The 14,490-nt window shown below is 37.8% G+C and carries 10 protein-coding genes; 7 read left to right on the top strand and 3 right to left on the bottom strand.

Annotated elements, in window-relative coordinates; genetic code table 11:
• Window positions 1–100: 100 nt before the first annotated feature.
• The 3 genes from RMO03_RS03875 to RMO03_RS03865 all read right to left on the bottom strand — a co-directional run bounded on the left by RMO03_RS03875 (window position 101) and on the right by RMO03_RS03865 (window position 6,688).
• On the bottom strand, window positions 101–4,273 hold the full coding sequence (locus RMO03_RS03875) for a fibronectin type III domain-containing protein (RefSeq protein WP_309640774.1): 4,173 nt from the start codon (window positions 4,271–4,273) through the stop codon (window positions 101–103).
• A 143-nt stretch (window positions 4,274–4,416) separates the two neighbouring features.
• On the bottom strand, window positions 4,417–4,782 hold the full coding sequence (locus tag RMO03_RS03870; protein ID WP_309640773.1) for a hypothetical protein: 366 nt from the start codon (window positions 4,780–4,782) through the stop codon (window positions 4,417–4,419).
• Window positions 4,766–6,688, bottom strand: a complete 1,923-nt coding sequence (locus RMO03_RS03865) for a cytochrome c peroxidase (RefSeq protein ID WP_309640772.1) — start codon at window positions 6,686–6,688, stop codon at window positions 4,766–4,768. The genes RMO03_RS03870 and RMO03_RS03865 overlap by 17 nt, the downstream gene beginning before the upstream one ends.
• A gap of 307 nt (window positions 6,689–6,995) precedes the next feature.
• On the opposite strand from RMO03_RS03865, the gene tpx reads away from it, so the two are divergent.
• From tpx to RMO03_RS03830, 7 genes are all read left to right on the top strand, one after another.
• A complete protein-coding gene (tpx, locus tag RMO03_RS03860) occupies window positions 6,996–7,493 on the top strand; it encodes a thiol peroxidase (RefSeq protein WP_309640771.1) in 498 nt (165 codons plus the stop codon).
• A 10-nt stretch (window positions 7,494–7,503) separates the two neighbouring features.
• A complete protein-coding gene (locus tag RMO03_RS03855) occupies window positions 7,504–7,878 on the top strand; it encodes a diacylglycerol kinase family protein (protein ID WP_309640770.1) in 375 nt (124 codons plus the stop codon).
• 30 nt (window positions 7,879–7,908) lie between these two features.
• On the top strand, window positions 7,909–10,389 hold the full coding sequence (locus RMO03_RS03850) for a DNA translocase FtsK (protein WP_309640769.1): 2,481 nt from the start codon (window positions 7,909–7,911) through the stop codon (window positions 10,387–10,389).
• A 1-nt stretch (window position 10,390) separates the two neighbouring features.
• Window positions 10,391–11,032: an outer membrane lipoprotein carrier protein LolA gene (locus RMO03_RS03845; protein WP_309640768.1), complete on the top strand. Its 642-nt coding sequence runs from the start codon at window positions 10,391–10,393 to the stop codon at window positions 11,030–11,032.
• 6 nt (window positions 11,033–11,038) lie between these two features.
• Window positions 11,039–12,472, top strand: coding sequence for an LptF/LptG family permease (locus RMO03_RS03840; RefSeq protein ID WP_309640872.1), 1,434 nt, complete (start codon window positions 11,039–11,041; stop codon window positions 12,470–12,472).
• Between the two features lie 9 nt (window positions 12,473–12,481).
• On the top strand, window positions 12,482–13,615 hold the full coding sequence (gene ribB / locus RMO03_RS03835) for a 3,4-dihydroxy-2-butanone-4-phosphate synthase (RefSeq protein WP_309640767.1): 1,134 nt from the start codon (window positions 12,482–12,484) through the stop codon (window positions 13,613–13,615).
• A 394-nt stretch (window positions 13,616–14,009) separates the two neighbouring features.
• Window positions 14,010–14,483, top strand: coding sequence for a T9SS type A sorting domain-containing protein (locus tag RMO03_RS03830; RefSeq protein WP_309640766.1), 474 nt, complete (start codon window positions 14,010–14,012; stop codon window positions 14,481–14,483).
• Window positions 14,484–14,490 lie beyond the last annotated feature (7 nt).

Genomic DNA, 14,490 nt, shown 5'->3' with positions numbered 1-14,490 from the left:
GGATGTGATTTTTTAACAGCCAAATGTTGTGATAGGAATTGATGTTATCAAAAAAGCCTTGCGCTCTTTGCGTATAACCTTGCGCTCTTTGCGGTTAATTTTAGTTTTTCGTGATTGTAAATTCATCCGCAATAACGCCGGTTGAAGTAAGATATTTACAAGAGAAATTATCGCCATTAACATCAATCACCAAAGAGCAATTGTTGGTGTTGTTATTAAAATACATAGCAGGCATCGGAAATCCAGGCTGATTTACCACTTGAGGATTTTGTCCCGATGTGCCGCAAACCGCATAAACAGTGCCGTCGTATGGTGGTGTTTTTACAAAATTGTTGTTTTGCGGGCTAACTTTCATTGCTTCGGTAAAAGTGTTAGCCACATCATAATGCCCTTTAATCATATAACTTCTTTCATTCACGTGCGAATGTCCGGCAAGCAAAACATCCACATGGTAACTCTCGAGCAATGGAACAAGAATGGTTCGCATATCGATCAGCGTGGTTTCGGTATCGCTGTTGTGGGTGCCGTATGTATAAGGCGGATAATGCATGTAAACTATGGTCCAACGTTGTGTGTTAGCAGCTAAATCGTTGATTAACCATGTATGCATCGGACTTCCCGGAGCATTCAATGTGCCGTAACTGTCTATCGAAATAAAATGAATGTTGGCGTAATTAAACGAATAATACTTTGGTGAACCCGAAGCAACGCCACCACATTCTGCGTTTTGCGGTAAAGAGAAAATGGAGAAATAAGGATAATTGGTAGATAAGGTACTTTCTTGCTGATAACCGGTTTCGTTATAATCATGATTACCAGGCGTAGGAAATACCGGCATGCTTTTCAACTGATCGGTATATTGATTGAAAACGCGATCTTGAAATTCAGTATCTGTACCCGTTGTATAAGCATTGTCGCCGAGCCACAACCAAAGGTTGGTTGGTGTTGTTCCGGTGTAATTCGTGTAGGCATTGCGCACATTCAACTGGTTGTTGGTTCCATTCCCGAAATCACCAATACCCCAGATGCGAACCGGTATTGTACTTCCTTCAGTAGGTGCGGTGATGAAATTGTTTTTGAGATCGCCTTGCAAAATTTGGGTGGTAGTTCCTATAGAATAGTAATATTTAGCACCTGAAATCAATCCTGTTAATGTGACTTCATGTTCCGTAGTTAGTGATTCATCGGAAGTATTATTTCCGTAGGCTACACTGACTCCATAATTAACATTACTATTGCTAGGAATATCAGTACGCCAACGAATCGTAACACCATTGGAGTTCAGTTTTTGTAAATACGCTCCACGCGTAACTACTGCTGTTGGTTGACTACTAGGAGCTGTCAATCGGGCATTAAAACTTAAATCGGAACTATCAAAAGATATTTGGTGAACTTCAGCGGTTAATACATTAGTACCGGTTAAAAACAGCGATGAATTTAAGGTAACCATATTCCACGTCGATTCTGCAGCACCGCTTGATGCAATAGCTGCAGGCGTATTATAATTGATGGTTCCTGCTGGCATGTTGGCTCGGTATACTTCGTTTCCATTGAGGTATACTACAACACCGTCATCGAATATAACACCTAAAGTAATGTCAGTATAAGCAGTCGGATTGATTACCGTAAATGATTTTCTGAAATAAGTAGTAAGATATTTAGTGTTTGGATTTGGACCGTAACTCACAATGGTTGCCTCATCGCCATCACCATAACCCAATTCGGCATTGCCACTTGCCCAAGAAGTGTCATTAAAAGTATTGGTGCGCCAAGCGGTTCCTTGATTGGTTCCGTTGTCTAAATATTTCCAAGTGGCATTGGCTGCAAGAAAGGTGTCTGTGCCCGCAGCATAAGTCGTAAAACTTATAGGTGAACTATAATTACTATTGAAAGAACATACGGCTTGAACGCGAAATTCATACTGCGTTGCTGCAATCAATCCCGTGATAGTTTTTGTATTGGTTGCTGAGGTAACTGTAACCCATGAATTGGTTCCTGCCAATTGATATTGTATGTTATAAGATGTTGCATCGATCACCTCATTCCAATTCACAATGACCATAGAAGCACTGTTAGATAGGACACTAACGCCTGATGGTGTCGAACAAGTTGGTGCTGTTGTAATAAAATTGTAGGTATTACTATAACCGCTCGAAAAAGAACAAACCACTTGCACTTGAAATTCGTAAACGGTTTGTGGTCTTAATCCCGTGATGCGTTTTGTATTGGTATTGGATTCCTCCGTATTCCATTCTTCAGTGTCTACTTGTCGGTATCGAATGTCATACATCGTTGCATCAGCTACGGCTTGCCATAAAAGTGTTGCAGTTGTTGCTGTAACCGGAGTAGCATTGAGTGCTGTACTAAGATCACAACCTAAAGCAACGGTCATAAAATTGGCTATGGCACTATAATCGCCAATCGCACTGCATACAGCTTGCACTTTAAATTGATAATGGCTTTCCGGAATTAATCCCGTTAATGGTTTTGAGGTAGCAGTTGCAGTTGTTGTTGTCCATGCTTCAGTGTCTGCCAAACGATATTGTACATTATAACTTGTTGCACCACTAACGACTTGCCAGTTTAATACTGCAGCAGATGATGCTATATTGGTAACGACGAGTGCATCCGGATTGCCGCATGCTGTCGGAATCGTAGCGGATAAACGTCCGTTGAAACTAAGATCTGAACTGGCCAATGATTGCTGGTGAATTTCAACAGCGATGACATTGTTTCCTGTCAAAAGTGTAGATGCATCGATAGGAACACTATACCAAGTGGTTTCATCAGTGCCACCAACAGAAACGATAGCGTAAGTATTATAATTAATGGTACCCGTTGGAAGATTATTGCGAAAGATTTCCGTTCCGTTCAAATACACAACAACGCCATCATCGCGAAGCACTTCAAACAACACCGAAGTATAGGCTAATGGATTGCTAATCAAAAACGATCTTCTGAAATAAGTGGTTACATATTTATTATTAGCATCTGGACCGTAATTGACAATCGTAGCTTCATCGCCTTCACCATAACCAAATTTCGTATTGTTGGTTGCCCAAGAAGCATCATTAAAAGTATTGGCGCGCCAAGCGGTTCCTTGATTGGTTCCGTTGTCTAAATATTTCCAAGCGGAATTGGCTGCAATGATAAAATTTGTTCCCGAAGTAAGTGTCGTAAAATTGCCGGAAGCACTAAATGCGCTGTTGATTAAACAAGCGGCTTGCACTTGAAATTCATAAGCACTACTTTCTAATAATCCTGTAATCGATAGTGTATTGGTTGCTGCTGTTGTTGTAGTCCAAGTTGTGGTGCTAATGCGTCGGTATTGAATCGTATAACTTGAAGCACCTTCAACTGCAGCCCAAGAAAGTGTCGCTGTTGATGCAGTGACATTGCTGGCAACAAGCGAACTTGGCGTTACACAATAAGCCGTAAGTGTTGTAAAATAAGTCAAATCACTATAATCACTTGTAGCGGAACAAAGCGCTTGAATTGCAAATTCATAATTCGTTGCCGGCAATAATCCTGTAATATTTAATGGTGTATTGGTAGCTGTTGTATTGGTCCAAATTGCGGTTCCGGCTTTTCGGTATCGAACATTATAACTGCTGGCTCCCGAAACGGCATCCCAAGAAAGTGATGCTGATGTTGTAGTGATTGCGTTAGCAGTAATCGTTTTTGGCGTCGTACAACTCGGAGGTACAACCGCGTCCAACTTAGCATTAAAACTTAGATCTAGATCATCAACTATTGCTTGGTGAATTTCAACAGCCAGCACATTATCGCCTGCAACAAAAGAATCAGCATGGATATAGAAACCGTAAAAAGTAACTTCATCGCCGACTTTTACTTCGGAAGCAGCCAAATTAGAATAGGCCGAATCGGCATTACTCATATTGCTTCTTGCGATTTCTTTTCCATTCAAATACACCACAGCGCCATCATCACGAAGCATACTGAAATTATACCAGCTATAGGCAGTAGGGTTGGTGAGTGTAAATGTTTTTCTGAAATAAATGGTTCGATGCTTATCAGTGCCATTGGTGTCAGAATCTACAAGGGTTATTTCATCGCCATCGCCATAACCAAATTCACCACTGCCGACAAGCCATGCACTATCATCGAAAGTCGTAGTGCGCCATGTCATTCCTAAATCGAATTGATCGTATAAATACTTCCAAGAACTGTCTTGCGGAAAAATTGGAACGGTTTGTCCAATAGTCGCAGTATATAAAAATAAGAAGGTAATTACGAAGTAAATTTTCTTCATGTCTGTAAACTATTCTAAGAATAGCGTGGTTGTCTGTTTTGCTCTAAAAATGCAAAGTAAAAGCACCACAAATGAATTAAAAATAAACTTCGACAAACTCCACAAATACTCGTTAAAGGCTATGAAAGTCAGCCATTAGTAAGTTATTTTTTTTTATATTTTAAAAAGTACATGATCTTTTGAAGCTCCTCATCCGTGACATCTTTTGCTGTCAATCGTTTAGCATGGTCGGGATTTTTAATTCTAACGGTATAGAGCTCTAATTGCTCGTCGGTAAATTGCGGTAATACCGTTTTATTATTGATTTTTTTATTGTGACATTCCGCGCAATTGAGATTATAATAAGTTTCGCCTTCCGTAAAGAATTGAATGAATTGCTTTTCATTTTTTTCGGAAAGGTTTGGCGGCATGACGTATTCCGTTTTCTTTTGCGTGGCACATGCGGTGATGATAATGCCTATTACGAAAAGTAGGATTGTGGTTTTGATTATTTTAGTATTTTCCTCCAACTGGTCTGGTGTTTAAAGTTTTAATTTTAGATTCTGGTAAATGCAACGGTGGTTTTTCAAACGTAATGTTTTCATTGAGTGATTTTATAAAACTAATCAGTTGTTTTTTCTCCACAAGGGAAAGATGCAATGAGTCTGATGTCGCAGTTTGATTTGGAACATTCAATTTGTGACCGATGCCACCACCTCGATTGTAAAAATTAATGACTTCCTCTAAAGTTTTAAAAACGCCATTGTGCATATAAGGTCTCGTTTTGTCTGTATTTCTAAGCGTTGAGGTTCTGAAGGCATTCGATGTTTCGAAGGCTGGATTTACATCGTATCGGCCTTTGTCATTATCGAGTTTGGTGAAAGCAGTATCCGCCGGAACACCAATAACTTCAAATTCGTTTCCAATATACGGCGGTTTGATGCCACTAAATGTAGGTAAAAAATGACAAGTCGCACATTGTGCTTTACTCATAAACAAATTAAAACCTTTGATTTCATCAGATTGCAACGGTTTGTTTTTATTCATAGCATTATCAAAAGGTGCATAATTTTGACTGTACTTTCCGTAATACGAAGTAAGCGCAGAAAAAATATGATTCAATGAAATTTTACTTTCCGCAGGCGTGTATTTAGCAAATTTTTTAAAAGCTTTTTTGTAGGTCGAACAACTCAGAACTTTGGCCAACACTTCATCTTCATTACTGCCCATTTCTATTGGATTCGTAATGACCGTTTTCGCTTGTTCTTGCAAAGTCAATAACTTCCCATCGAGCATAATCAAATGATTGAAAGAAGCATTCAATAGACTAGGTGTATTCCGAGTTAATGTTTCAGTTTGGTTGAATTGTAATGCGGTTTTGATTTGGGTATCCGTAAAATAATCATCCGATTTGTGGCAAGAAACGCAACTTCTCTGATTGTTGCCCGATAAAATCGGATCGTAAAACAACAACTTACCAATGCTGTCAATGTCTTTCAAAACCATCGGGTCTTTGATGCGAGCATAAATACCTTTGGAACTTTGAGCATAATAGACAGATTTGTCAAAAATAGAAAGCGCATTGTCGTTTAATGAATAATCTAAATTGCTTTTGGAAACCACTTGATACTTTAAAATGCATTGCTGATTCAGTTTAAAAAGCGGATTGACATAATCTTTAATGAAAGTGAAATGATCAAATTTTGTATAATCTTTGGGTTGGTTTTTGACAAACTCGATGGTTTGATTGTATAGTTCCTGATAGTTTGAATCGAGTTTTTTTTCAGGAAAAGATTGATTGAAAGTAGCGTAAATTTCATTCACATCCGAAAGCATATGCTGCAATTCAGGAATGATTTTTTCGGTATTCGGACATTCAAATCCGGTTGAGTAAATAGCGGCTAAATTTAACAAATAGAGTCGATTACATAAAAAAAACACATCAGCACTTTTCAAATTATCAGACATCGATGCTACTTTGTATGTGTCAATGGCGCCCATCGAAGTTTCGATGTAATTGCTTAAAATATTTTTCTCAAGATTGGTTCCGTTCAAGTAGATTTCCGCAATTGTAAATCCGGCGCCTTCTCTTTTGTATGGTTTTTCATATTTCTCAAAAACTTCGGTTTCCCATTCCACCGGCAATGGGCCATTGATTTTCTTATAAACATTGGGTTCAAAATACCGCAACCAAAAATCAATTTTTTTGAGCTGTATGCGGTTTTTTTCAATTTGTATGCGGATGATTTTTATCGAATTGCTGTCTAATACGACTGTGCTTTCAATTAAATTGAGTAGTTTTTGTTGCTCAAGATTGTATGCCGATAAGTTTTGGGAATACAGTTTTTGGTAAGCTGTCGCTTCATCATTTTTGAATGAATACATCGAAATGATTCCAATTACCGCAATCAGTATGATAATAATTTTCTTAATCATGTATGGTTTTTCCGCTTTTGCTTTGCCTTGATATTGAAATACAAAGTAAATATAAAAATCCAAACAAAAGATGTCGCTTTATAAATCAAGAAAAACCTTTAACAAAATTAAATAAGCTTCTAAACTTTGCGTCTCTGCGTCTTGGCGAGCTATTATTTCTCGCAAAGGTGCAAAGGCGCATAGGAATTTATAAAAATTGAACAAACTAAATCGTTTTAAGCAATAGCTTTTCATGCACAATTTTCGATAAAAATTCTAAAACCAAATCTCAAATAAATTTCATACTTTTGAGCCTTAAAAATAAGCCATGGCAACCATAACATTAGGAGGAAATCCGATACACACTTCAGGTGAATTACCAAAAGTCGGCACAAAAGCAACCGATTTTTCATTAGTAAAAACCGATTTATCAACAGTGACTTTAGCCGATTTTTCGGGCAGTCGTTTGGTTTTAAATATATTTCCGAGTATTGATACAGGAACTTGTGCCACTTCTGTTAGAAAATTCAACGAAAAAGCCAGCCAGTTAAACAACACCAAAGTGCTTTGCATTTCGAGAGATTTGCCTTTTGCTCAAAAGCGTTTTTGTGGCGCTGAAGGTTTAGACAATGTGGTGAATTTGTCAGATTTTAAAACCGGTAGTTTTGGTAAAGATTATGGTCTAGAAATCGTTGATGGTATATTCGGCGGATTGCACTCAAGAGTGGTGATTGTTCTCGATGAAAATGGAGCGGTTGTTTACACCGAACAAGTTGCTGAAATTGGAGATGAACCGAACTACGAAAGCGCGTTAGCAACACTTTAATATTGCAAGAATGGAATTTCAAAAAGACAATACATTTTTTACAGGAAGATTGAAAAGCATGGGATTTGCATTAAAAGGTCTCATCAAATTGATTACCACCGAACATAGCGTAATGGTGCAATCTTCTATTGGAGTTTTACTGATTATTGCCGGATTTTATTTTAATATTTCGATGACCGAATGGCTTTGTCAAACCTTAGTGATTGGCTTGGTTTTAAGCATCGAAGGATTGAATACTGCAGTTGAAAAAATAGCGGATTTTATCCACCCGAATTACCACGAAAAAATTGGATTCATTAAGGATATAGCGGCTGGTTCTGTATTTTTTGCAGCGATGACAGCCATTGCCGTAGTATTGATGATTTATATTCCTAAATTTATATAGTGTACTTTTAATGAAAGCATAGCAAGCAGCATGGCGAAAACAACAAAGAAAGAACCCACAGATAAAAAGTCAGAAGACCAACCGGATACTAAAAAATCTTGGCGGATTACACGACAACACAAACTCCTTATAGGCAGTGTGTTTGTGCTGTTTTCGATTGCTTTGTTGGTGGCGTTTGTTTCGTTTTTTGTATATGGTCACGACGATCAAAGCACCATTCATTTACTCGCAGAACGTGGCGAAAAATCTAAAAATTGGCTCGGAAAATTTGGAGCCATTCTATCGGATTTCTTTGTCTACAGAGGTTTTGGAGCCGCTTCATTTTTGTTTGTCAAATTGTTTTTCTTGACCGGTTCATTCCTGGCTTTAGACATTTCACTCAAGAAACTCAAAAACATTTGGTTTTGGGATTTGTTTGCGATTGTACTCATTTCGGTTTTATTTGGATTTTTCGCGAATTCATTACCGGAACTTGGCGGAACGATTGGTTATGAAATGAATTTGTTTTCACAAGATTATATCGGCAGAATCGGAACGTTATTGGTTTTGATTTTTGGAATTATCATCTATTTGATTTTCAAAATTAAGATATCACCGGATACGGTAAAATCATTTTTCGAGCGCAATAAAAAAGAGCTTCACGAGGATTTGGCTTCGGTGAATATACCAATGGCTGAAAGCGCGTACAACCTTGAAGAGTTTGCCGTAAAAGACGAAGAAGAAGCTATTGATGAACCCGAATTAAAGCCAGTTTCTCAATTTGAAATCAATAAAGAAGCCTTAAAACCAACGATTGATCATCCGTCAGAAATTCATATGGAACCTGTTGTGAAGTCGATGCCTCTGACTATTACACCAGCGACTGAACCAGACCCGAGCTTTAGCGAATCGGCGAAGCAAATTATCCCAACCAATGATGACACCTTTGTCATTGAAAAAGCACCTGAAGAAGCCACTATTGATGAAAATTTAGCGTCTCGACTCGTAGCAGATTTTGGTTTGTTCGACCCGACGTTAGAACTTTCGAATTATAAATTTCCAACATTGGATTTATTAAAGGAATATTCAAGCGGTGGTATTACAATCAATCAAGCGGAATTAGAAGAAAATAAAAACAATATTGTTGAAACGCTTCGCAATTATAAAATCGAAATTGCGCAAATCAAAGCAACCGTTGGGCCATCGGTCACGTTGTATGAAATTGTTCCTGAAGCCGGAATCCGAATTTCTAAAATTAAAAGTTTGGAAGATGATATTGCGTTGTCACTTTCTGCATTGGGCATTCGTATTATCGCTCCAATTCCAGGAAAAGGTACGATTGGTATTGAAGTCCCGAACAAAAATCCAACGATGGTTTCTATGAAAAGCGTCATTGGTTCGGCTAAATTTCAAGAAGCAGAAATGGAATTGCCGATTGCTTTAGGGAAAACCATTTCGAACGAAACCTTTGTAGTCGATTTAGCCAAAATGCCGCACTTATTGATGGCAGGAGCCACAGGACAAGGAAAATCAGTTGGTTTGAATGCAGTATTGACATCATTATTGTATAAAAAACATCCCGCGGAAGTGAAGTTTGTTCTCGTCGATCCAAAGAAAGTAGAATTGACTTTATTCAATAAAATCGAAAGACATTACCTTGCCAAATTACCTGATTCAGGTGATGCGATTATTACCGATAACACCAAAGTAATCAACACGTTGAATTCGCTTTGCGTTGAAATGGACAACCGTTATTCTTTATTGAAAGATGCAATGGTTCGTAACATCAAAGAATATAATGAGAAGTTTAAATCGAGAAAACTAAATCCCGAAAATGGACACCGATTTTTACCTTACATCGTTTTGGTAGTCGATGAGTTTGCCGATTTGATTATGACCGCAGGGAAAGAAGTGGAAACTCCAATTGCGCGTTTGGCACAATTAGCGCGTGCGATTGGGATACATTTAATTATCGCTACACAACGACCTTCCGTAAATGTTATTACAGGAATCATTAAAGCGAATTTTCCAGCTAGAATCGCATTTAGAGTAACTTCAAAAATTGATTCGAGAACCATTCTCGATGCGCAAGGCGCTGACCAATTGATTGGTCGTGGTGATATGTTGTATACGAATGGGAACGATGTGGTTCGTGTGCAATGTGCTTTTGTAGATACGCCCGAAGTAGAAAAAATTACAGAATTCATTGGTTCACAAAAAGCATATCCGGACGCTTACTTGCTTCCTGAGTTTGTTGGCGACGAAAGTGGCATTAATCTTGATATCGACATTTCCGAAAGAGATTCACTCTTTAGAGAAGCCGCAGAGATTATCGTAACTGCACAACAAGGTTCCGCTTCATTACTTCAAAGAAAATTAAAATTAGGTTATAACAGAGCCGGTCGATTGATAGACCAACTCGAAGCTGCCGGAATTGTTGGTCAGTTTGAAGGAAGTAAAGCCCGAAGTGTTAATATTACCGATCTAAGCGCGCTTGATCAATTTTTTAACAATGAACAAAATAATGCATAAAATGAAAACGCTTGCCTCAATTACCTTATTTCTTTTTATTAGTTTAACCCTACACGCACAAGACAAAAAAGCCAAAGATTTATTAGACCAAGTGACTGCTAAAGTCAAAAGCTATGATAATATCGTCATCGATTTCAAATACGCTTTAAACAATTCCAAAGAAAATATCAACCAAGAAAGCAAAGGCAATGTGACCATGAAAGGCAATATGTATGTATTGAATTTGATGGGCGTAACCAAAATATTCGACGGTAAGAAAATCTACACGATCAATCCTGAAGATGAAGAAGTTTCGATTTCTAAACTCAATGAAAAAGACGATAACGCGATTACGCCATCTAAAATGTTGACGTTTTACAACAGCGGTTATAAATGCACTTGGGACATCAATCAAAACGTGAAAGGACGCCAAATACAATACGTCAAATTGGTGCCAACCAGTGCGAAAGACCAGCGAAAAGAAATCCTTTTAGGCATTGATACCCAAACCAAAAACATCTACAACTTGATTGAAATGGGTAAAAACGGAACAAAAACTACCTTGACCGTTAATTCTTTTAAAATCAACCAACCATTATCGAAAAATCAATTTACCTTTGAGGCGAGTAAATATCCTAAATACTACATCAATAAGCTAGATTAATTGGAAGTGAAGATTCTCGACAAATACATTCTAAAGTCCTTTATTACTACATTTGCGACCGTATTTGTAATTCTCTTATTAATTTTTATTCTGCAAACTGTTTGGCTTTTCATCTCTGAATTGGCTGGAAAAGACTTGGATTTTATATTGATTGTCAAGTTCTTACTTTTCAAAATGCCGAGTTTGGTTCCTTTGGTTTTACCGTTATCTGTGCTCTTGGCATCGATTATGACTTTTGGTGATTTGGCGGAGAACTATGAATTTGCCGCTATGAAGTCAGCCGGAATTTCATTGCAAAGAATCATGAGAGGTTTGACGGTGTTCATCCTTTTTTTAAGTTTAGCCGCTTTCTTTTTTGCCAACAATGTGATTCCTTACGCGGAATATAAATTCATTAATTTCAGAAAAAGTATTGCACAAATGAAACCTGCGATGGCGATTGCCGAAGGACAATTTAGTGATGTGGGTGCCTACAATATCAAAGTAAATAAGAAGTCAGGTCCAAACGGTAATTTTCTTACTGGCGTTACCATTCACAAAAAAGTCAATGTGTATGATGGCAGTAAAAATGTCATCAAAGCCAAAACGGGTGAATTGATTAGCAATGAAAACTCTAACATCCTGAAATTGGTTTTGAATGATGGTTATTATTATGAAGACATCATTCCTAAAAAATATGAGGAAAGAAATAAATTTCCTTTTGCCAAAAGTTCGTTTAAAAAATACATTATCAATATTGATTTGACCAAGTTGAATAACGGTGGTGAGGAAGACAGTCAAATTAAAGACACCGATAACATGCTTAACGTGAGTGAGCTTTTATATACTTTAGATTCTTTAAATAAAAATTATCGCAAGGATATTATTTCGATATCGGATAATACTTATTTGAGAATGGGAATGACCAACAAAAATCGGAATACAATTGTGCAGCAAAACCCTTCATTAACAACAAAATTATTGAAGAATTTTACTCCTTCCGAGCGGGCCAATATATTGAGAATCGCTTCGAGTAATGTGATTAGCAACAATTTTTCGATTGACAGTTATAAGAATGAAATTTTCATGAAAATAGAGACCATTAACGAGCATTGGATTGCCTTATATGATAAGTTCGTGATTGCAATTGCATGCCTTTTGATGTTTTTTATTGGAGCACCTTTGGGCGCGATTATTAGAAAAGGTGGACTTGGATTGCCTATTGTTTTTGCGGTGATGATTTTTATTATATTTCATTTTGTCAACACCTTTGGTAAAAAAGTGGCGCAGGAAAACGAGATATCACCATTTTTAGGATGTTGGATGTCAACTTTCATATTGTTGCCTTTAGCGATTCTACTGACTTATCGTGCGACTAATGATATTGGATTGATTAATATAGATTCGATTATTGCTCCTTTTCAAAAACTATTTAAAAAAATATTTCCATCACAAAATTAATGGTCATTCATGGAACTTGAAAAAATAAAACTAAACACGATTGAAGAAGCCATTGAAGATATTCGTCAAGGCAAAGTGATTATCGTTGTTGATGATGAAGATCGAGAAAATGAAGGCGATTTCCTGGCCGCTGCCGAATTGGTAACGCCTGATATGATCAACTTTATGGCGACACACGGACGCGGATTGATTTGCGTTCCATTGACTGAAAACCGATGCAAAGAATTGGGACTTCATGCGATGGTGAGCAACAATACCGATCCTATGGAAACCGCTTTTACAGTTTCTGTTGATTTACGAGGCAATGGCGTTACTACAGGAATATCAGCTTCTGACAGAGCGAAAACCGTATTGGCATTGACTGATGCTAACACCAAACCCTATGAATTGGCGCGTCCCGGACATATATTTCCGTTGATAGCCAAACAAGGCGGTGTATTGAGAAGAACCGGACATACCGAAGCAGCGATTGATTTTGCAAGATTGGCCGGATTTAAATCTGCGGGTGTTATCGTTGAAATTATGAATGAAGATGGCACCATGGCGCGCTTACCGCAATTGGTTGAAGTGGCGAAAAAGTTCGATTTGAAATTGGTTTCAATTGAAGATTTAGTGGCCTATCGCATGCAACACGACAGTTTGATTGTCAAGAAAGAAGATTTTGATGTGGAAACCCGTTTCGGGAAATTCAGATTAAGAGCTTACCAACAAACCACGAATAAACAAGTGCATATTGCCTTGACGAAAGGCACTTGGAATATTGGTGAACCGATACTAACGAGAATCAATTCGACTTTAGTCAATAATGATATCTTGGGAACCTTGACCAACAATGCTGATAAGAAATTGGATGATATGTTTCAATTGTTGAATGACGAGGGCAGGGGCGCGATTTTGTTTATCAATCAAGAGATGCAAACGACCAATTTGCTGAATCGTATTGTGGAATTGAAACACCTACAGTCAAAAGGGATTTTCAAATCGCCACAAATCAAAATGGATATCAAAGATTTTGGCATCGGTGCGCAAATTTTGCATGATATCGATATTTCTAAAATTCGTTTGGTGTCGAATGCTGAGCATGCTAAACGTGTTGGGATGATAGGGTATGGGTTGGAGATTACGGAGTATGTGGCGTATTGATGACACTGCTGTGACTTTGGACACGCTTCGCTATGGATTTTAAGACAGTGAGACTTTAAGATGGTAGCATTTGGCTTGCTAATTTGATATGAAAACCGCAGTTTAACTGCGGTTTTTTTTTGTTCTAAATTTTGGAGATTTTCATGCTTTGCCGATTCACGACTTGTAATGAATAAACCACAAATTTTTTTTAACAATGGTAAAGCCACCAATTACGCAATTGTTTTTTACATCTGCCATTCATCCGGATTAAATGCTGTTAGACGAAAACACGCTTCTAAAATACATAATATCAAAAAGTTATGTTAATTTAATTCCTCTAACCAAGATTTATTTGATCTCTTCCGTCCTCTCAGTGGGTTGATTTTAATCAAAATCTTACAAAACAATTTTTATGGACAAACATCTTTTAACGGTGATGATGCTCTTTGCCGTATTTTCAATCCATGCACAGAAATCAGCAGGAACTGCCGGGGGCGATGCTTCCGGAAAAAGCGGTACTGCGGCATATTCTGTAGGCCAGACTTCCTATACCAGTGATTTGGGAAGCCGTGGCTCAACCTCACAAGGCGTGCAGCACGCTTATGAAATCTTTAAGATTTCCGATTCAAAACATTTTAGCGATGCACATTTTTCAATGTATCCAAATCCAACCGAGGATATCATCAACATCGACGTTGGGAATTTTGAAACCAAAAACCTTTCGTATCAGCTCTATGACATAGCAGGGAAATTACAGTTAGCCGGAAAATTAGCCGGGCAGACTACATCGGTTGCCTTAAAAGGATTCCCAACTGGGACTTATGTTGTCAGGCTGCTTTCAGGAGAACAATCCATCCAAACATTCAAAATAATCAAAAACCAATAAACAAACA

This window comes from Flavobacterium sp. (assembly GCF_031411595.1).
Lineage (GTDB): Bacteria > Bacteroidota > Bacteroidia > Flavobacteriales > Flavobacteriaceae > Flavobacterium.
This window is presented reverse-complemented; position numbering and strand designations above follow the sequence as displayed.

What these genes read in the sequence shown, in the direction of transcription:
- RMO03_RS03830 (WP_309640766.1), top strand. Translation starts at nt 14,010, where the DNA reads ATGGACAAACATCTTTTAACGGTGATGATGCTCTTTGCCGTATTTTCA.
- RMO03_RS03845 (WP_309640768.1), top strand. Translation starts at nt 10,391, where the DNA reads ATGAAAACGCTTGCCTCAATTACCTTATTTCTTTTTATTAGTTTAACC.
- tpx (WP_309640771.1), top strand. Translation starts at nt 6,996, where the DNA reads ATGGCAACCATAACATTAGGAGGAAATCCGATACACACTTCAGGTGAA.
- RMO03_RS03875 (WP_309640774.1), bottom strand. Translation starts at nt 4,273, where the DNA reads ATGAAGAAAATTTACTTCGTAATTACCTTCTTATTTTTATATACTGCG.
- ribB (WP_309640767.1), top strand. Translation starts at nt 12,482, where the DNA reads ATGGAACTTGAAAAAATAAAACTAAACACGATTGAAGAAGCCATTGAA.
- RMO03_RS03855 (WP_309640770.1), top strand. Translation starts at nt 7,504, where the DNA reads ATGGAATTTCAAAAAGACAATACATTTTTTACAGGAAGATTGAAAAGC.
- RMO03_RS03850 (WP_309640769.1), top strand. Translation starts at nt 7,909, where the DNA reads ATGGCGAAAACAACAAAGAAAGAACCCACAGATAAAAAGTCAGAAGAC.
- RMO03_RS03865 (WP_309640772.1), bottom strand. Translation starts at nt 6,688, where the DNA reads ATGATTAAGAAAATTATTATCATACTGATTGCGGTAATTGGAATCATT.